Annotated in this window: 17 protein-coding genes; 8 read left to right on the forward strand and 9 right to left on the reverse strand. The window is 60.2% G+C overall.

What is annotated here, in order from left to right:
- Positions 1-70 precede the first annotated feature (70 nt).
- Complete coding sequence (gene otsB / locus R4P65_RS10780; RefSeq protein WP_317826470.1) at positions 71-3313, forward strand: trehalose-phosphatase; 3243 nt, start codon at positions 71-73, stop codon at positions 3311-3313.
- On the opposite strand, the gene R4P65_RS10785 is transcribed toward otsB, so the two are convergent.
- The 8 genes from R4P65_RS10785 to R4P65_RS10820 all read right to left on the reverse strand — a co-directional run bounded on the left by R4P65_RS10785 (position 3310) and on the right by R4P65_RS10820 (position 10259).
- The gene (locus tag R4P65_RS10785) at positions 3310-4680 is read right to left on the reverse strand and encodes a wax ester/triacylglycerol synthase family O-acyltransferase (RefSeq protein ID WP_031333443.1); all 1371 of its coding nucleotides are present in this window, start codon (positions 4678-4680) and stop codon (positions 3310-3312) included. The two genes, otsB and R4P65_RS10785, sit on opposite strands and share 4 nt — an antisense overlap.
- A gap of 57 nt (positions 4681-4737) precedes the next feature.
- Positions 4738-5016 carry a DUF1876 domain-containing protein gene (locus R4P65_RS10790; RefSeq protein ID WP_019748709.1) on the reverse strand — a complete coding sequence of 93 codons (279 nt, stop codon included), beginning with the start codon at positions 5014-5016 and terminating at the stop codon, positions 4738-4740.
- A gap of 258 nt (positions 5017-5274) precedes the next feature.
- Entirely contained in the window at positions 5275-5769 is a 495-nt protein-coding gene (locus R4P65_RS10795) for a hydrogenase maturation protease (protein WP_317826471.1), read from the reverse strand.
- Entirely contained in the window at positions 5766-7052 is a 1287-nt protein-coding gene (locus R4P65_RS10800) for a Ni/Fe hydrogenase subunit alpha (RefSeq protein WP_317826472.1), read from the reverse strand. The genes R4P65_RS10795 and R4P65_RS10800 overlap by 4 nt, the downstream gene beginning before the upstream one ends.
- Before the next feature lie 7 nt (positions 7053-7059).
- Entirely contained in the window at positions 7060-7827 is a 768-nt protein-coding gene (locus R4P65_RS10805) for an oxidoreductase (RefSeq protein WP_317826473.1), read from the reverse strand.
- A complete protein-coding gene (locus R4P65_RS10810) occupies positions 7827-8651 on the reverse strand; it encodes an FAD/NAD(P)-binding protein (RefSeq protein WP_317826474.1) in 825 nt (274 codons plus the stop codon). The genes R4P65_RS10805 and R4P65_RS10810 overlap by 1 nt, the downstream gene beginning before the upstream one ends.
- Positions 8641-9105 (reverse strand): Crp/Fnr family transcriptional regulator, encoded by a 465-nt coding sequence (locus tag R4P65_RS10815; RefSeq protein WP_019748704.1) that lies wholly within the window; start codon positions 9103-9105, stop codon positions 8641-8643. Before R4P65_RS10815 ends, R4P65_RS10810 begins: the two co-directional genes overlap by 11 nt.
- Positions 9102-10259, reverse strand: a complete 1158-nt coding sequence (locus R4P65_RS10820; RefSeq protein WP_019748703.1) for a 4Fe-4S dicluster domain-containing protein — start codon at positions 10257-10259, stop codon at positions 9102-9104. Before R4P65_RS10820 ends, R4P65_RS10815 begins: the two co-directional genes overlap by 4 nt.
- A gap of 170 nt (positions 10260-10429) precedes the next feature.
- Between R4P65_RS10820 and R4P65_RS10825 the strand changes: the two genes are divergently transcribed.
- Positions 10430-10930 (forward strand): GNAT family N-acetyltransferase, encoded by a 501-nt coding sequence (locus tag R4P65_RS10825; RefSeq protein ID WP_020907959.1) that lies wholly within the window; start codon positions 10430-10432, stop codon positions 10928-10930.
- Positions 10917-11885 carry a 1-phosphofructokinase family hexose kinase gene (locus R4P65_RS10830; RefSeq protein ID WP_283569313.1) on the forward strand — a complete coding sequence of 323 codons (969 nt, stop codon included), beginning with the start codon at positions 10917-10919 and terminating at the stop codon, positions 11883-11885. Before R4P65_RS10825 ends, R4P65_RS10830 begins: the two co-directional genes overlap by 14 nt.
- 40 nt (positions 11886-11925) lie before the next feature.
- On the opposite strand, the gene ppsA is transcribed toward R4P65_RS10830, so the two are convergent.
- Positions 11926-14205 carry a phosphoenolpyruvate synthase gene (ppsA, locus tag R4P65_RS10835; protein ID WP_019748700.1) on the reverse strand — a complete coding sequence of 760 codons (2280 nt, stop codon included), beginning with the start codon at positions 14203-14205 and terminating at the stop codon, positions 11926-11928.
- A 240-nt stretch (positions 14206-14445) separates the two neighbouring features.
- Between ppsA and R4P65_RS10840 the strand changes: the two genes are divergently transcribed.
- The 5 genes from R4P65_RS10840 to R4P65_RS10855 form a co-directional block, all read left to right on the forward strand.
- Positions 14446-15024, forward strand: a complete 579-nt coding sequence (locus tag R4P65_RS10840) for a CBS domain-containing protein (RefSeq protein ID WP_317826475.1) — start codon at positions 14446-14448, stop codon at positions 15022-15024.
- 72 nt (positions 15025-15096) lie between these two features.
- Positions 15097-16443: a wax ester/triacylglycerol synthase domain-containing protein gene (locus tag R4P65_RS10845; RefSeq protein ID WP_317826476.1), complete on the forward strand. Its 1347-nt coding sequence runs from the start codon at positions 15097-15099 to the stop codon at positions 16441-16443.
- 130 nt (positions 16444-16573) lie between these two features.
- Positions 16574-16660, forward strand: coding sequence for a three-helix bundle dimerization domain-containing protein (locus tag R4P65_RS33140; protein ID WP_411742536.1), 87 nt, complete (start codon positions 16574-16576; stop codon positions 16658-16660).
- A 335-nt stretch (positions 16661-16995) separates the two neighbouring features.
- Positions 16996-17382 (forward strand): ArsR/SmtB family transcription factor, encoded by a 387-nt coding sequence (locus R4P65_RS10850; protein WP_230813486.1) that lies wholly within the window; start codon positions 16996-16998, stop codon positions 17380-17382.
- Positions 17379-17902, forward strand: a 524-nt coding sequence (locus R4P65_RS10855) for an arsenic resistance protein (protein ID WP_411742533.1), incomplete at its 3' end; no start/stop codon positions are given. The genes R4P65_RS10850 and R4P65_RS10855, both read left to right, overlap by 4 nt.

Below are 17902 nucleotides of genomic sequence, written 5' to 3' on the forward strand. Positions count from 1 at the left end.
GGACGATCGCGTCCGATATTTGCGACGAGTGGGTTCTCGCCGGCATCGATGAATCATTGGAGTCGAGTCCATGACTATGCCTGCGCTCCACCCACGTCGTCACGACCGCCGAATGTCGGAAATACCGGAAGCTCTCACATCACGCGATCAGCTGACGACCCTTTTGCGTTCCCGGCGACCTGTCGTCTTTCTTGACTTCGACGGTACCCTCTCGAACATCGTGAACGACCCAGCCGCTGCCACTCTCGTCGATGGCCTGAAGGAAGATCTCGCGAGGCTGGCTCGCCATTGCACGATCGGCGTGATCACCGGCCGCGATCTGGCGGACATCGAGACCCGAGTTGGCATGACCGGGATCTGGTACGCCGGTAGTCACGGTTTCGAAATCGTCGGGCCGGACGGGCAGCGCTATCGAAATGAGCTGGCCATGGCCTCGGTGCAGAATCTCGAGCGCGCGGCGGACATCCTGCGTGATCGTTTGACCGGTATTCCAGGGGTTATCCTGGAGCGCAAGCGGTTTGGTCTCTCCGTCCACTATCGCAATGCAGATGCACTCAGGGGCCCCGAGATTGTCGCGATGGTTCAGGAGGTTGCGGGTGGAACCGGGCTTCGTTCCACCAGCGGACGGATGGTGGCCGAGCTCCGCCCCGACGTCGACTGGGACAAAGGTCGAACGCTGGACTGGATTCTCGATCGCCTCGTCGATGCCGACAACGTGCTGCCGATTTACATCGGCGATGACTTCACCGACGAGGATGCTTTTGTTGCGCTGCAAGACCGCGGCGTCGGGATCGTGGTGCGCCACTTCGAGAACGGCGACCGGCGGTCGGCTGCTCGGTTCGCGGTAGACAGTCCCGTCCAGGTCCGTAAATTAGTGCAATGGCTGGCAGATCTGCTGGGCAGCGGCGCGCAGACGATGCCACCTGCCGGCGATCCCTGGACTGTGTTCTTCGAAGGCTACGACCCGAACACAGAGAAGTTGAGGGAGGCACTGTGCACCCTGGGTAATGGAGCATTCGCCACTAGGGGATGTGCTCCGGAGTCTCGCGCCGGGGCCATCCACTACCCGGGCACGTACGCTGCGGGGATCTTCAACCGCCTGCAGGACGAAGTATCGGGAATCACAGTCGACAACGAGAGCATCGTCAACCTGCCGAACTGGTTGCCGGTGACATTCCGGATCGAAGGGGGCCCGTGGTTCGATATCGATGCTGTGGAGGTGCTCGAGTACCGCCAGTACGTCGATCTCCGCCGGGCAATGCTGACGCGCCGATTCCGGGTGCGCGACACTGAGGGATACACCACCACGGTCGTCCAGCGGAGATGTGTTGCCATGCACCTCCCTCACGCCTGTGCGCTCGAGATGACGATCGTGGCTGAAGATTGGGCGGGCCTACTCGAGATCCGCTCGGAACTGGACGGTACGGTCCGCAACAGGTTGGTGGAGCGTTATCGTGAACTCGGCTCTCAACACCTCGAACTGCTGACGGCCAGAGAGCTTTCCGAGAACGCGGTTCTGCTCGTGGTGCAAACCAATCGCTCACGGATACCGGTGGCGATGGCCGCCCGGCATACGGTGTGGAGCGATGGCGATTCGACTTCGACTGAGTATCGACTGGTAGAAGGAGAGGGTCGGATCGGGCACGACATATCTCTGCATCTTGCAGCGGGTTGCTCGGCGACTCTCGAGAAGATGGTGACGGTGTTCACCGGACGCGATCCCGCTGTGACCGAGCCCGCAGACGAAGCCGAGCGCTGGCTGTCTCGTCTAGACCGATTCGATGTAATGCTCGACGGTCACGTTCTCGCCATGGCAAGTCTGTGGGATCGCATGGGCATCGACCTCGTAGGTCACGGTCACGCACTGCGTGTAATCCGATTTCATCTACTTCACTTGCTGCAGACGGTCTCGCCGAACACCGCCGACCGCGACGCCGGAGTGCCGGCTCGCGGATTGCACGGAGAGGCCTATCGTGGCCATATCTTCTGGGACGAGTTGTTCGTTTTTTCGGCTCTGAACCTGCGCTTGCCTACGCTGACGCGGTCCTTGCTCCGGTATCGATACCGTCGATTAGGGGAGGCCCGTCGGGCTGCGATCGAAACCGGTCATCAAGGAGCGATGTTCCCCTGGCAGTCGGGTAGTGACGGACGGGAAGAGAGCCAGCAACTGCATCTCAATCCGAGATCCGGGCGCTGGAACCCGGATCCGAGTCGGCGCCAGCATCACAGCGGCATCGCGATTGCGTACAACGTGTGGCAGTACTATCAGGTCACCGGCGATTTGGAATACCTGATCGAGTTCGGGGCCGAAATGCTGGTGGAAATCGCTCGGTTCTACGCGGATCTCGCTTCACTCGACCAGATGCGCGGACGGTACGTCATCCGGGGCATCATCGGCCCTGACGAATTCCACTCCGGATATCCGGATGCTCCCTGTGACGGGATCGACAACAACGCCTATACCAATGTCATGTCGGTGTGGGTAATCCTGCGAGCACTCGAGGCATTGGAAGTTGTGCCACTTCAGATCCGGTCGGATCTGACTCAGAAGCTGGAACTGCCCACAGTGGAGATCGAGCGTTGGAGAGACATTACCCACAAGATGTTCGTCCCGTTTCACGACGATGTCATCAGCCAGTTCGAGGGGTACGCAGACCTTCCCGAACTGGATTGGGACGCATATCGTCAGCGATACGGCGACGTACAACGCCTCGATCGACTCCTCGAGGCAGAGGGGGACGACGTCAACTGCTACAGGGTTTCCAAGCAGGCCGACGTAGTGATGTTGTTCTACTTGTTGTCCGCTGACGAGTTGCGTTGCATCCTTGATGGTTTGGGTTACGAGTTTTCGGGTGACGCCATCCCCGCAACCATCGACTATTACATGGCACGTACTTCGCACGGTTCGACGCTCAGTGGTGTCGTCCATTCCTGGGTGCTGGCTCGGGCCAACCGCGAGCGGGCGATGGAATTCTTCGACCTGGCACTGCGTTCCGATATTGCCGATGTTCAGGGGGGAACTACCGCGGAGGGAATACACCTGGCCGCCATGGCGGGAAGCGTCGACTTGCTGCAAAGGTGCTTCACCGGGCTCGAGACCCGCGGCGACCGCCTGATCTTTTCCCCGCATTGGCCAAAACCACTCGGAGTTCTCGAGTTTCCCGTCTTCTACCGGGGCCACCGCCTGCAACTGCGGATCAACGGAAGAGAAGTGCACGTCAGCGCCGGGATCGGAAACCAGCCGCCGATCGAGATCGAATGCCGTGGTCGAGTGGTACAACTCCGGCCGGGCGCGACTGTCCGACTGACCTAGTGAAATTCGCCGGCGGACGAAGGGTTGCGCGTGGAACGAAGTAGGGAGGCGACTTCCTGTTCCACCGACATTGAAAGAAGTTGGACTTCGGAGACCGAGTCGTAGTCAGCCGTGATTCCGAACGCGAGTTGATCGTGGTAGCTGAGGATTGCGAATCCGAGTCGTAACCGCACTGCAATCGGCACGTACGGATAGATACCGATGATTTCTCGCCCCAGCAGTCGGCGCTTTTCGGTCGGACCGGGAACGTCTGTGACTACGGTGACGATACTTCGCTGAGGAACGCGCATCGCAAGCCGAATGAACCAGGCGGAGGACATGAATGGTGCGTACTGAGCAGCTGCCGTGATCGTTTGTCCACTGCCTGATTCACCACCGTTCTTGTGTCGGGAGAGTCTGCGGTGGATCGTCTGCAAGCGGTCCACCGGATCCTCGATCTCGACGGGTAGGAAGGGAAGCATGAGAGAGACCTCGTTGTGGAACGACGTGCCGGTGTTCGATGCCCGAACAGAGACCGGGACGAGTGTCCTCACCGCATGTCGGCTGATGTCTTCTTTGCGGTGGAGGAGAAGTGAGCGCAGCGAACTGGTCACGCAGGCCAGCGCAACGTCGTTCACGGTGACATCGAAGGCGGAACAGATGGTCCTTACATCGTGCATTCGCACCTGTGCTGTCCCGTATCGCCGTTGATGTCCAATCGGCCCGTTCAGGGAACTGTTCGCGCTCGGGATCAGTAGATCGCCCGCCAACTGGGCAGTGCCTTCCGCGATCCGGACGGATCGCCGAGCCAACCGTTGCGGCGCCCTGAGCGTCGAACAATAGAATCCGATGATTTTGCCGTACAGCGACTTCGGGCCTTTCGGTGCCTCGTTGTCCGTCGGCGGTCCGGAGGTGAGAGGTTTGTCGAACAATACGTCGAACAATCGGGCCCCGGTAACGCCATCGATGAGAGAGTGGTGTGCCTTGACGAGAATTGCCCAGCGGCAGTCCTCGAGGCCTTCGATCAACCAGCATTGCCACAGTGGACGATCGCGATCGAGTCGTTCGGACATGATCCACGCGACGGTGTCCGTCAAGTCGCACATTCGCCCTGGACTCGGCACTCCGATCCGCGTGAAGTGGCGAGCTGGATCGAAATTCGGATCAGGTACCCACGTAGGTGCAGCAAGATCGAGTGGGATGACGTGAATCCGATCCGCAGCATGTGGGAGGGACCGAATTCGGGCGCTTAATCTCTCGATCAAATCGTCGTCGGTGGGTGTGGGTCCTTCGGCAACTACAACCGCGCCTATTGAGAGATTCGCGTGTCGATCGGAGTCCTCGACCTCGAGGAAGGCCGCATCCAGGGGAGTCAATTTATCCGACATCGCCATCTCCTTGGTCGACAACGATTTCTACGATTTCGACATCTTCCCGAGATGTCGCTAGGCGTTCAGGTGGGCGGGTTCGTGCGTGACATTTTCGAGGTCTGCAGCGGTAGCCTCGATCAGTTGACGGGCCAAGTGGGAAAGAGCACGCGCGACCGCGAGCTCGTCACCGATCTCGGGCACATCGCGATCCGATGGGTTGCACCGAGCGAAACCTGATCCGACGATGTGAGTATCGTCCCTCGATCGAAGGCGTGCGATGGCCCGAGTACGGTTGCCCTCTGCGGCGGTGTGCTCGTCGATGGTTATGTCCACTGACCAATGCTTCTCGTTCACGATCAGATTCCTCCCTATCGAGGTTCCTGGGTGTCAATTCGGCTGTGGTGGTGTACTTGTCAAGTTCCGTTCACGCATCACTGTCGCTTCATGTGCAATCCTCACGGACACTTCGAAACCGGTGTGGCTTCAGCCTTGTCCGGTGAACATTGGCCAAGTAGAGGCGAACGACGCCAATCGATGGCAAAGGTCACTGCCACGGGTCACTGCCACGGGTCACTGCCACGGGTCACTGCCACGCCTCCGATAACCTCGGAGTTACGTCCCAAGAGGTAGATCCCGAGATTGCACGTCGGCGATTTCGGCTGCGATCAGAGACAGTACCGCGGGGACAGAAGCTGCAACGGAGGGTGAAAGCCCGATGCCGTAGTCGGTGTCGTGCGCTTCGATCGTGTAGATCGCCACGCGGTAGGGTTCTCGGCCGAGCGCGGCGGCCAAGGCCAGCGCCTCCATGATGCCCAGTCCGTGTGAGCTGGTGAGTATTCCGGAGTTCTCTCTCGACCAATCCGTGATCCGACGAATTGTTCCGGCAGGTTGCGGCTGGCTGCCGGAAGACGGAGCACAGACTGAAGCGTCGACGATGATCACCAGATCTGACCTCGTCGATGTTTCGAGCAGCCTTGAAGGTTCACCGTTGTCGATGACCACGTTCACGCCGGCCTGGTGCTCGCTTTGTATCGTTCGCGCCACCACAGGTCCTACGCCGTCGTCTCGGCGGAATTCGTTGCCGGCCCCGACCACTGTGACAGTCATGCGCGGTTGATTGTCACGTCGAGGAAATGAGTGGCACACGAGATGCAGGGATCGTAGTTTCGGATGGTCCGCTCACACAGTCCAGTCAGTTCGGCGTCTGTCAGCCTGAGGTTCGCGGCGAGGGTGTTGCGGAGGTCGTTCTCGATTGCTGCCTGGTTCTGCGAGGTGGGCGGAATGATTGTGGCCCGCAGGATTAGGCCCTCGGAATCGAGTTGGTAGCGGTGGTACAGCACGCCTCTGGGGGCTTCACTGACGCCGTACCCGGTTGCGGCGCGGGGTGACATGTCGACGTACGGCGATTCCGGGCGGTAATACTCACGTATCAGGCGGAGTGCCTCGTCCACGGCGAACACTGTCTCGACGGCGCGGACCACAATGCTTTGAAACGGGTTGCGACACACTGTTCCCAAGCCGGCCTCTGTGGCCGCTTGACGAGCGGTCTCCGAGAGGTCGGCGGAGTGGAGGCTGTAGCGAGCCAGCGGTCCGGTGAGATAGGCCTGGCCGTCGAGGTGCGCGTGCAGCGCGGTCGAATGCGGAACTTGCCGTTCCGCGACGTGATCGCAGAATTCCTCCGGTGCGAACGATGATCCGGATGTGGTTGTCAACACGCCGTCTTCGATCGCGTAGCGGCCTGGCTGAGCCAGTGCGAGTAGTTCGGTATCCACCTCGGCATCTGGGATCTCGAAGTGTGATACCCACTGCACGGTCGCGAGAGCATCGTCGAGTGCCCTGTGTAATTGTTCGGCGAGGGGCGCGAGTTCACTGGACGTCGGCGCTCGGTAGAACCCGCCGAGGCGCACGTTGACCGGGTGAATCGATCGGCCACCGATCATGTCGAGAATCGCGTTGCCCGCCTTCTTCAATGCGAGCCCACGTTCGACGTCGGGACGCGCGATTCGGGCAAGTTCGATGGCGTCTGCCGCGCCCAGGAAATCAGGGGCATGCAGCAAGTAGATATGCAATGTATGACTGGCGATCCACTCGCCGCAATACAGAAGTCGTCGCAGATCAAGAATCGGTTGGGTGAGGTGCGCACCGCATGCTTGCTCGATTGCGTTGCAGGCGCTGACTTGATAAGCGACAGGACAGATTCCGCAAATCCTGGATGTGATGTCGGGAGGCTCGCGGAAATCGCGGCCCCGGAGAAATGACTCGAAGAATCGAGGGGGTTCGTAGATGTTCAACTCTGCGGCTTCAACCCGGCCGTGTCGGACCGTGAACGCCAGCCGGCCTTCCCCTTCGACGCGGGCGAGGGAACCGAGCGTCAGTCGGGTGGTATCCATGTTCGTTTCACCGTCCATCTCGCCTGATCCCGTCGAACTCGGGGGAGGCAACGTTGAACGTCGAGAAGACGCGCTCGATACTCTCGTCGGTCATCCCACAGGTGCGCAACCACCCCGCCATTGCAATCAAGTTCGGGTGGGTTGATGGACCGAAACATCCATAGCAACCCCTCGACTGTGCCGGACACAGCGCGCCGCAGCCTGAATGGGTCACTGGTCCCAGACACGGTGTGCCGTCGGCGACCATGACGCAGGTGAGGCCACGTCGTTTGCATTCGGCGCAGACACTGGTGTCCGGGATGTTCGGCTCCCGCCCGGCCAGATACGACGAGATCACCTCGAGGAGCTGCCGTCGATCGATGGGGCAGCCGCGTAGTTCGAAATCGACCGGGACATGGTCGGCGATCGGTGTGGACGTCGCGAGAGTGTCGATGTACTCGCCGCTCGCGTAGACCACGGACATGAACTCGGCGATGTCCGCAAAGTTCCGGAGAGCCTGTATCCCACCAGAAGTCGCGCAGGCGCCGATCGTCACCAGATGCCGGGAATTCTCGCGGATGGCATGAATACGTTCGATGTCGGCAGCGGTGGTAATGGAGCCTTCGACCAGCGAGAGATCGTATGGACCGCTTTCCACCTCGCTCGACATCTCGAGGAAATGTGAGATGTGAACGGCGTCGGCCAAAGTGAGTAGTTCGTCCTCGCAATCGAGCAGAGTCAGTTGGCATCCGTCGCAGGATGCGAATTTCCAGACCGCCATGGTGGGTGAGGGCATCACAGCTCCTTCACTGCGAGAAGTGGCTCGGCCGCGCGGTAGTCGACTACCGGACCGTCACGACAGAGGAGGAGTTCGCCGAGTTGACAGTGCCCGCACACTCCGGTCCCGCACTGCATGTTCCGTTCCAGCGATACTCGAATATTCTCGCGCTCAACGCCTTGGCCGATCATGGTCCGAGCCGACATCCGCATCATCGGTTCGGGGCCGCACAGCAGTACCGTCGTGCGACCAGGCTCGAGAACGAGGCGGTTCAGGGACTGCGTGACAAATCCGACATGACCCTGCCAGTCAGGTTCTGCCACGTCCACGGACAGCTCGAGGTCGACCAGGTCTCCCCGGCTCCATGTGTCGAGATCTGGGCGGTACAGGAGATCGGATGGTCGGCGAGCACCCACGCTGAGGACAACTCGACGAAATCGACCGCAGGCCTGGGCCTCCAAGACTGCCGAACGTACTGCCGCCAAGCCGACGCCTCCCGCGACGACGATCAGATCGTCTTTGGCGGAATCCAGATCCCATCCCGTTCCGAAAGGTCCTCGGACACCTACGATGTCACCGATGGAGGCTTCGTGCAGCGCGCGGCTGACGGCACCGACAGCCCGAACAGTATGAACCACTGTGTGATCGGCGTGAGTCGGGTCCCCACTGATCGACAGCGGAATCTCGCCCACCCCCCGTGCGTAGACCATCATGAATTGACCGGGGCGGAACCCGGGGAACCACTGCGAGGGCGCCGCGAAGGTCAGGGTCGAGGTATCGCTGTTCTCGTCCCGGCGGGCAACAACCTTGCACGGCGTCGGGACGAGTTGATCACCGAACATGTTCGCGTGCATAGAGATCAAGCAGGCGTGCGCGTGTTGCCTGCAATCGGTGGAGGAGTGTGTCCGCCAGGATCGAGTAGATCGCCCGTCCGAGATCCGGATTGCTCCCGGCGACAGATTGCAACATGGTGGCGTCGACTTCGGCTGCTGTCACGGGAGTGACCGCGGTCGCTGTCCATTGCCACTGTCGAGGTGGGCGGAACCAGGACACGCCCAGAATCTCACCGACAGAAAGTGTTTCGACAGTTTCCTCGCCGCGTCCGGGAATTCTGGTGGTGAGCGTAATCCGGCCGGTCCGGAGAAGCCAACATTTGTCAGCGGAGTCACCTTCGCGGAACACCACGGTACCGGCCGCGAACTGAACCTCGCGTGAGAAGGCAGCGAGTTCATGACGTTGATCGTCGGCCAGACCTTCGATTTCTCTTGGACACTGCTCGCAGGCGTGATCGTTCATGAGTGACAACCGGTATCGCTGTCGGGTTCCACAGTCAAAGCGCCGGTCAGGCGGGCGGCTTCCGCCGTGATGTCGATTCCCACTGGACACCAGTCGATGCATCGGCCGCAACCAACGCAACCGGACGAACCGAATTGGTCGTGCCAGGTGCCCAACTTGTGAGAAATCCACTGTCGGTACCGGCTCTCACCACTGACACGTACTGCGCCACCGTGCAGTTGCGAGTAATCCAGGTCGAAACATGACGACCAGTGCTGCCATCGCTCGACATTGTCGCCCGCAAGATCGGAGACGTCCTCGGTGGTAGTGCAGAAGCACGTCGGGCACACCATCGTGCAGTTCCCGCACGTCAAGCACCGTGACGCGACGTCCGCCCAGACATCGGCGTCCCGTGCGTCGCGGAGCATGCCGCGAAGATCGACGTCCGGCATTTGCCGACCCATATGATGTGCTGCATCGGCGACAGCGCCTGCGGCCTCGGTAGTTTCCTCGTCGGTCGCCTGCCTACCGCGGACCAGCGTGAGTATCCGTGATCCTTCCGTGGTGCCCACCCCGGTGACGAATCGGTGGCCGTCGTTGTCGATCCTTTCGGTCAGACACAGGTCGTAGCCGGTTTTGGCCTCCGGGCCGGTGTTCATCGACGCACAGAAACACACTCCGCCGGGTTCCGTGCAGTTGGCTGCGATCACGAACAGACCCTCGAATAGATTTGTCGCCGCCTTTCCGCCGGCCGACAGCACTGTCTGGAGTATTCCGATCGCTGCGAGGTCGCACGCGCGCACGCCGAGAAATGCGTATCGAGCAGGTTCGGTCGGCGGTGCGTGGAATGTACCGTCCGTGGATTGGCTCCAGAGTTGTTGCCGCGACGGGTGCAGGTACTGCTTCCACGATTGCGGGCCCGCGGAGTGACCGAAGACGGCAGAATCTGCTCTCCTCCGCAGTCGATACAGGCCAGGGGCGGTATCGACACCCCACCCCGTCGGCAATTGATCACCGGAGTCGAGAGTGTCGAGGACAATAGCGCTGTCGCGGACAGTCGGCCCGATGACGCGATAACCCTCGCTGATCAACACGGTGATCAACTCGTCAAGTCCGTCTCGGTCCATGACGAATTGTTCGCTGGTCAGGTCGGTGGGAGATCCTGAATCAGTCATGGATCCTCCTTGCGGGCGTCATCCGTATTCCTCCACGCTTCAGCTTCGCGCATGGGCTGCCGGCGCGGGTAGGGGCGAAGGACGGTATTCGATGACAAAAGGCTCTGCCCCCTGAAGGCAACGGCACGGTTCAATCGGAAAGTATCCCCAGCCGAATCAGGTGATGATCGATGGCCGCGACGGGCAGCGGAATCGGCACGACAACTCTCCGGTGCCTCGGAGCACCCGACGCGGTTGCTGTTCAACGGTTACATGAGCATCTTGACCAACATGATTCGTACATGCGGTGGTTCGGACCGCAGCCGAAGCAACTCACCACCTTTTCCGATCAACTGTGCGAGTGCAACGATCGGCGATGCGCTCTGGGTGCCTTCATCGGCGAAGAATTGGTGGGTGTCGGAAGCTATGTTGCGTTGGAGAGGGTTTCGCCGCCCACGGTGGAGTTCGCCCTCGTGGTTGCGCAAGGCGACCGGCTGCATGGAATCGGGACTTCGATCTTGAAGCGGCTGGAGGATGAAGCTTACCTGCACGGGGCACGACGCATGGTGGCCGAAATTTTGGGGGCGAACGCACCGATGCTTCAGGTCATTCGTGACCGTGGCTGGGCGCATTCGCTTCGTCGTGATGGATCAACGCTGCATCTGGAAGTGAAACTACATGGAGCAGAGTGACTCTCGCGTCGTAACGGTGACGATGAACCCGGCACTCGACATAGCGACCAGCGCGCGTGCCGTCCACACGACAGACAAGGTGCGTTGTGTGGCACCTCGTCGTGATCCCGGCGGCGGCGGATTGAACGTCGCGCGAGTGCTCCGGGTCCTCGGCGGCGACGTGATGGCAGTGTTTCCCTCGGGAGGTCATTGTGGCCTGGCGGTCGAGGACCTTCTGATCGGTGAACAAGTGCGGCATTGGGCCGAGCCCGTCTCAGGGTCGACTCGCGAGAGTTTTACCGTGGACGATGAGTCGACAGGTGAGCAGTATCGTTTTGTGTTGCCTGGACCGATTCTCACCGTTGCAGAGGTGGAATCGTGTCTCGCTCGAGTGCGTGAATTCGCCGTCGATTCCGGATATGTTGTCGTGAGCGGCAGTTTGCCACCGGGGGTGGGTGCTGATTTTGTTCAGCGGTTGGTCGATTACCTCGAGGGAACCGGGGCGCGGCTGGTTGTCGACACCTCTGGCGCTGCATTGCGCGCATTGAAGAGTGGTGTCTTTCTTGTCAAGCCGAGTATCCGCGAGCTTCGTGAATGGGTCGACCACCCACTCGAGACTCGGGTGGAGCAAGTCGACGCAGCGAGAACTATTGTTGCGCAGAAGGTTGCGGAGGTGGTGGTCGTTTCGCTTGGAGCCGCTGGAGCCTTGCTGGTGACTGCCGACATGTGTGAGTGTGTGCCGTCGGTGGACGTCGTATCGATCAGTGGTGTGGGCGCGGGGGACAGCATGGTTGCGGGCATGGTGTATTCGCTCATCCATCAGCGTTCGCTGATGGATGCGGTTCGGTTCGGTGTTGCAGCCGGGGCCGCGATGTTGAAGACCCCAGGGACGGCACCGTGTTTACCAGCCGACGTGGAGGTCTTCTATGAACGGATTCGTGCAGGAGCAGATCGGGGAGTGATCCGACCCGACTAGGTTCCGATGCTCAGTCAAGCCAGCGACTCGGATTTCGGCGTCAACCCGAACGAGCTCGGGCGAGGAGGATGCGTCGTTCAGCGACCGCGATTGCATGGCGAGCGGTGTCAACTGCGTCGGGGGTCACGGAAACCGACGTGATGCCTTGCCTCACGAGGTGTTCGGCCAGAGCAGGATTGGTTGACACTGCCTGTCCGCACAGTGAGGTCGTCATGCCCGCGAGGGTGGCACGCTCGATGATGGTGTCGATGGTTTCGAGAACGGCAGGATCCATGGTGTCGAAGAGTTCTTGGCAAATCTCCGAATCCCGGTCGACTCCCAGCACCAGTTGAGTGAGATCGTTGGTGCCGATCGACACTCCGTCGATGCCCATTGCCGCGTACCTGGGAATCCAATAGGCAACCGAGGGTATCTCAGCCATCACCCATCGAAGCATCCGGTGATCCGCCCCGAGAGGGTGGGCATCCAATTGTGCCAAACAGCGCGCGAGCTCCCATTCGGTCCGAACGAACGGAATCATCAAATGCACGTTCGGATAGTTCTTTCGCGTTTCGGCGATGACATCGAGATCGAGCGCGAACAATTCCGGTTCCCGCACGTAGCGAAAACAGCCCCGGTAGCCGATCATGGGATTGTCTTCGTGGGGTTCGATGTCACCACCTTCAAGATGTGCAAACTCGTTGGTGCGGAGGTCTATTGCGCGATAGATGACCGGTCGGGCTCCGAAAGCGGCGGCAATACGTGACAGGGCAGAAGACATTTTGGCCACGTACTCTCCGTGGAGACCTCGGGCGATCATCGTGTGGGGATGCAGCCCTTCGAGAGCGTCCATGATCAGGAATTCAGCTCGCAAGAGCCCTACTCCGTCGACGTCTGTGTCGGCTGTCCGTTCTGCAGCTTCAGGAGTCGCCAGGTTCACGTAGACGGATGTCGCGGTTGTCGGACGGGGTGTCGACATTGTCCTCGGCATGGTGGTGGTCGCATTTTTCGAGGAGTCGGCAGTTGCGGAATCTGCAGCAATGACCGTTCCTGCAGTTCCGTCGACTGTGATCAAAGTCCCGTCTGCAAGATCCTTTGTTGCCGTGCGTGTTCCGACGACAACCGGTCGGCCGAGTTCGCGGCCCACGATAGCTGCGTGGCAGGTAATGCCGCCGCCGTCGGTGACGATGGCTGCGGCTCGTCGGAGAACCGGTAACCAATCCGGTCGCGTCATCGGGGCCACCAGTATTTCGCCGTCGACCAAATCACGACCGTCGGCCACTGAACGCAGGACTCGGACGCGTCCGGTAGCAGTTCCCGGCCCGGCGCCCAATCCCTGGGCGAGGACACGTGCTTTTTCGCCGGCGTCGTGTTGGGCTTCGGCCAGTGCTTCCGGTTGCTCGGAAAGGGTGGTGATCGGGCGTGTCTGGACCAGCCACAGTTGTCCTCCGCTGTAGGCGAATTCGAGGTCTTGTGGTCGCCGGTAGTGTTCTTCCACGGCTGCGGCCAATGCTGCGAGCTGGTGGATCTGGTCGTCGGTAAGGATCTGGTGTTCGCGTTGTGAGAGAGGTATTTCCGACGCCTTTTCAGTCCCTTCGGACAGCGAGATCGCGAATGCCTGTGAACCGATATGTACATCGATGATGTCGAAGTCAGGTTTCGACACTACGTAAGTGTCTGGTTCCACCTGTCCACCCACTACGACTTCCCCCAATCCGGTGGCAGCTTCGATGACCATGCGGTCCCGCGCACCGGTGCGCGGGTCGGCAGTGAATACGACTCCCGATTGGTCCGAGTCGACCATCAGTTGGACGACAACTGCCAGCGACGGCTCGTCCGCAACGCCTTGGAGGTTGCGGTACGACAATGCTCGATCCGACCATAACGATGCCCAACACTGCCGTACGGCATCGATCAAGCCTTCGTCACCGGCGACATTTGTGAAACTTTCGTGAATGCCTGCGTACGAGGTATCGGACGCGTCTTCTGCGGGAGCGGACGAACGGACCGCTACTCGCGTACCTGAAGGCCCCAGCGCGCGATAGGCGTCGATGATCTGCTCTTGCAGTGCTTTGGGTACGAGTGATGCTGTGACTGCCTCCTCGGCGCTGCGGGTAGACGGTAGTTCCCCTGATTTCAGGTCGTCTCTCAACCCGGAAGCTTCCATGGCGTCGAGATAGCCGCAGGTGGTGATTACGAACCCCGGCGGAACCGGAAAGTTCGATCGCCTCAGTTCGCCGAGATTCGCGGCTTTGCCGCCGACGGTCGGTGCGTCTTCGGGTCCGACGGCGTCGATCGGTACTACCCACCGACGTCTGGCATCTATGGAACTCGCTTTCATGAGCTCTCCCGTCCGAGTGCTATGCGCGTGGGTTAGCTAGCGACAGTGTTCAGCAAACCCTTTCCCGCATCAGGTCTACAGAGGCGGAAGTCACTCCGCTCGGGGCCGATTTCCAGTGCGCAGGATGCCGAAGACACTTCCGGTTCACGGTCGATGTTTGTCACGCTGGGGACATCGGTTCGTCGCATTCCTGCGTTCGCGAGATCGGACGTCCAGCGGGATAACCAGAGGAGAATTGTCATGCGTGCACGAGACATCATGAGTAGCCCTGTGACGACAATCGATCAGGCGCGAAGTGTAGGTGACTGTCTACGAGAGATTGCGCGGTCAGGTTTTTCGGCACTCCCAGTAGTCGACGAGCAGAAGCGACTGGTCGGGATCGTGTCCGAAGGCGATCTTCTCAGAAGTGGGTTCGAACGACTGTCACAGGAACACGCGACCGAGTCGACCGAACTATCCGTCGCTGACGTGATGACGCAACCCGTGGTGGCAATGACCGAAGATGTCGTGGTCAATGACATCGCATCCGAGATGCTGCGTTCTGGGCTGCGCGCGGTTCCGATCGTTCGTGAGAGGGACGTGATCGGAGTGGTGACCCGCCAGGATTTGATCGGACTGCTGGCCCTGGACCCCGATCGGATCGCTGACGAAGTGCGCCATCGACTTGACGTCTATGCCGGGCCCGACCGATGGGCAGTGGGTTATGTCGACGGAATACTGACAGTCAGTGGGATTTCCGACGATGATCCCGAGCGAGGTGTCGTGACTGCACTTGCTTCGACCGTTCCAGGCGTTGACGAGGTTCGATTGAGGCCTTGAGAATCGCCAATCCTTGAAGGATTACGCCGACGAGTGAATCGAGTGGCCATGAGCGGCGCAAACGAGCGATCGATGACGCAGACCGACCTGATGTCTTGGCGGATGGAGGCCGATCCGGTCCTCCGCTCGACAATCGTCTCGATCATCGTGCTGGACAGGCTCCCGGATCACGAACGATTGACCGCCGCGATGAACCACGCCATCGACGTAGTTCCGATCTTCAGGTGCAAAGCGGTTGCGCGACAATTTCCGTGGAGTCCACCACGTTGGGTGGATGACGCGGACTTCGACCTGAGTTGGCACCTTCGAAGGTCTTCCGTGCCACCACCAGGTGGGTGGAAAGGCGTCCTGGATTTTGCCCGCATGAGCGGGATGGCAGCCTTCGACAAGGATCGTCCGTTATGGGAACTCACCGTGCTCGATGGGCTAGGCGGCGGTGCAACAGCGCTGGTAGTCAAAGTTCATCATTCCTTGACCGACGGGGTCGGGGGTATGCAACTGACACGCGAAATTACCGATGACACGCGGACTGGCGGATCAAGTCAGGACGGCCACGAATTCAGGCCACCTGTTGTTCGTTCCACACCAGGAGACTCACGTGCGGCGATGACCGAAGCGGTGGCCCGAAGTGCCGCGCACGCAGTGCGCCATCCCGCCGCTACGATGCACGACGTCGTACGAATCTTCGGATCGACGGCGCGTATGACGCGACCGGCGACCAGAACGATGTCGCCAGTGATGACTGCTCGGAGTACGCGCCGTGGTTTCGGTGTGATCGAATTTCCGGTGGCGGCACTGACCGCTGCAGCGGCGGGCACACAATGCTCGGTAAACGACGCGTTCTTGGCTGCACTTCTACTGGGCATGGCCGGCTACCACAGAGGCCACGGTGACGTACCGAATCAACTGATGGTGACATTGCCGATCAGTCTGCGTGACAGTCGTGATCCGCTGGGAGGCAACCGAATCACGCTTGCAAGGTTTGCTCTTCCGGTCGATATTGCAGATCCGGAGAAATTGATCCGTCGTGTTCACGTCATCGTAGAAAGTTGGCGGAACGAGCCGGCGATTCCGCTATCTCCTCACTTGGCCAGAATGCTGAACTTGCTGCCGGTTGCGGTCACAGGCGACATGCTCAAGCACATGGATTTTGTTGCATCCAACGTCGTTGGTTCTTCGACACCGTTGTACCTCGCCGGTGCGCGGATAATTCGCCAATTCGCATTCAGTCCTACCCTCGGATCGGCTTTCAACGCGACTTTGATGTCTTACGACTCGCACATGTGTGTCGGGATCAACGTCGACGTGAGAGCAGTTCCGGACCAACCCGCGCTGATGACAGCTATCGCGGAAGGGTTTCGCGCCGTGCTGGCGCTTGGGCCTCGGCACGCAAACGCCACCGTGACAACGATGTGCTGACAACGCAACGCAGGTCCCGACGGCCGAACGCGAGCAGGCCCGCCGCTGTCAATGCTGCCGCGATTCAGGGCCAACCACAGGAGCGGCGCAGGTTCGAAGTGCGCACCGGGAAGCTTGGGGGCGTGTGTAGATGGTTCTAGATCCAGTACGAGATTTCGTTCCTTTGCTCGTCGAACGTATGGCGAAAGAGAGTCTTTCTGCCTGGTTCGTGTCATAACGAGCGTGCAGGCCGCCGACAGGATAGGTGTAGCCGCTCGATCACATCTACGTTTCGGACGGGTGGACTCATCTCGTTCGTTTGGCCCGATCCGCTCCAGCCTATTGCGTCAAGCGATCCGCGTCCTCGCAGAGCGAGTGTGCTTTGACCCGCCGTGCTCGCAGTGCGAAGGCTGAGAGCCGTGTCAGGTGGCGCTTCTACGTCGGCTTGCTGGTCATAGTCCGGTCAGATCGTCGAATGTGGGGTTTCGAATCAGTGTCGCATCGGCAATCGCGGAGGCGGATGTTCATCTCCGATTTGTTGCGTGTTGATTCGAAAACTGTCAATATCGAAGTATGTCGAATCAAGTTGTGGTGGAGACCGGCGCTTGCTGCTCCCCGCTGGTGCGTGAGCCGTTGACCGAGGATTGGGCCGGTGACCTGTCTCGGATGTTCAAGGCCCTCGGCGATCCGGTTCGCCTCCGTCTGTTGAGCTTGGTGGCCAGCCATGAGGGTGGGGAGGCCTGCGTCTGCGACATCTCGGATACGTTCGACTTGTCCCAGCCGACGATTTCGCATCATCTCAAGGTGTTGCGTCAGGCCGGTTTGCTCGACTGTGAACGTCGCGGGACCTGGGTGTACTACTGGGTGATTCCTGCTGCACTGCAGCAGCTCTCGGCTGTGCTCCTGGTTGAAGGCTCGATCGTGACCGCAGTGGACGCGTGCGCGGAGGTCACCGCATGAGCAACACCGCTGCGACTACCGAACACCGCGCAGTGGTCGGAAAACTCTCCACCCTCGATCGCTATCTGGCGGTCTGGATCGGGGTGGCCATGGTCGTCGGCCTGCTGGTCGGGCGCTGGATTCCCGGTGTGAACACTGCCCTGGAGAAGGTGCAGATCGACGGCATCTCACTGCCGATCGCCCTCGGTCTGTTGATCATGATGTACCCGGTGTTGGCGAAGGTCCGCTACGACCGCCTCGACACGGTCACCGGGGACAAGAAACTTCTCGCGGGCTCGCTGTTCCTGAACTGGGTTCTGGGCCCGGCGTTGATGTTCGCCCTCGCCTGGTTGTTTCTGTCTGACCTGCCGGAATATCGAACCGGTTTGATCATCGTCGGTCTTGCTCGCTGCATCGCGATGGTGATCATCTGGAACGACCTGGCCTGCGGAGATCGCGAAGCTGCCGCGGTGCTGGTCGCCATCAACTCGGTGTTCCAGGTGATCATGTTCGCGGTGCTCGGTTGGTTCTACCTCTCGGT

Origin of the sequence: Rhodococcus sp. IEGM 1318, from assembly GCF_033142465.1 — a bacterium.
Taxonomy (GTDB): domain Bacteria; phylum Actinomycetota; class Actinomycetes; order Mycobacteriales; family Mycobacteriaceae; genus Rhodococcus_F; species Rhodococcus_F qingshengii_B.

Excerpts from the sequence above, each read along its gene's own strand:
- R4P65_RS10810 (WP_317826474.1), bottom strand. The coding sequence starts at position 8,651 with ATGTTCGGTGATCAACTCGTCCCGACGCCGTGCAAGGTTGTTGCCCGC.
- R4P65_RS10795 (WP_317826471.1), bottom strand. The coding sequence starts at position 5,769 with ATGACTGTCACAGTGGTCGGGGCCGGCAACGAATTCCGCCGAGACGAC.
- R4P65_RS10805 (WP_317826473.1), bottom strand. The coding sequence starts at position 7,827 with ATGCCCTCACCCACCATGGCGGTCTGGAAATTCGCATCCTGCGACGGA.
- R4P65_RS10820 (WP_019748703.1), bottom strand. The coding sequence starts at position 10,259 with ATGACTGATTCAGGATCTCCCACCGACCTGACCAGCGAACAATTCGTC.
- R4P65_RS10785 (WP_031333443.1), bottom strand. The coding sequence starts at position 4,680 with ATGTCGGATAAATTGACTCCCCTGGATGCGGCCTTCCTCGAGGTCGAG.
- R4P65_RS10825 (WP_020907959.1), top strand. The coding sequence starts at position 10,430 with ATGGCCGCGACGGGCAGCGGAATCGGCACGACAACTCTCCGGTGCCTC.
- otsB (WP_317826470.1), top strand. The coding sequence starts at position 71 with ATGACTATGCCTGCGCTCCACCCACGTCGTCACGACCGCCGAATGTCG.
- R4P65_RS10840 (WP_317826475.1), top strand. The coding sequence starts at position 14,446 with ATGCGTGCACGAGACATCATGAGTAGCCCTGTGACGACAATCGATCAG.
- R4P65_RS10800 (WP_317826472.1), bottom strand. The coding sequence starts at position 7,052 with ATGGATACCACCCGACTGACGCTCGGTTCCCTCGCCCGCGTCGAAGGG.
- R4P65_RS10845 (WP_317826476.1), top strand. The coding sequence starts at position 15,097 with ATGACGCAGACCGACCTGATGTCTTGGCGGATGGAGGCCGATCCGGTC.
- R4P65_RS10830 (WP_283569313.1), top strand. The coding sequence starts at position 10,917 with ATGGAGCAGAGTGACTCTCGCGTCGTAACGGTGACGATGAACCCGGCA.
- R4P65_RS10815 (WP_019748704.1), bottom strand. The coding sequence starts at position 9,105 with ATGAACGATCACGCCTGCGAGCAGTGTCCAAGAGAAATCGAAGGTCTG.
- ppsA (WP_019748700.1), bottom strand. The coding sequence starts at position 14,205 with ATGAAAGCGAGTTCCATAGATGCCAGACGTCGGTGGGTAGTACCGATC.
- R4P65_RS33140 (WP_411742536.1), top strand. The coding sequence starts at position 16,574 with ATGGTTCTAGATCCAGTACGAGATTTCGTTCCTTTGCTCGTCGAACGT.
- R4P65_RS10850 (WP_230813486.1), top strand. The coding sequence starts at position 16,996 with ATGTCGAATCAAGTTGTGGTGGAGACCGGCGCTTGCTGCTCCCCGCTG.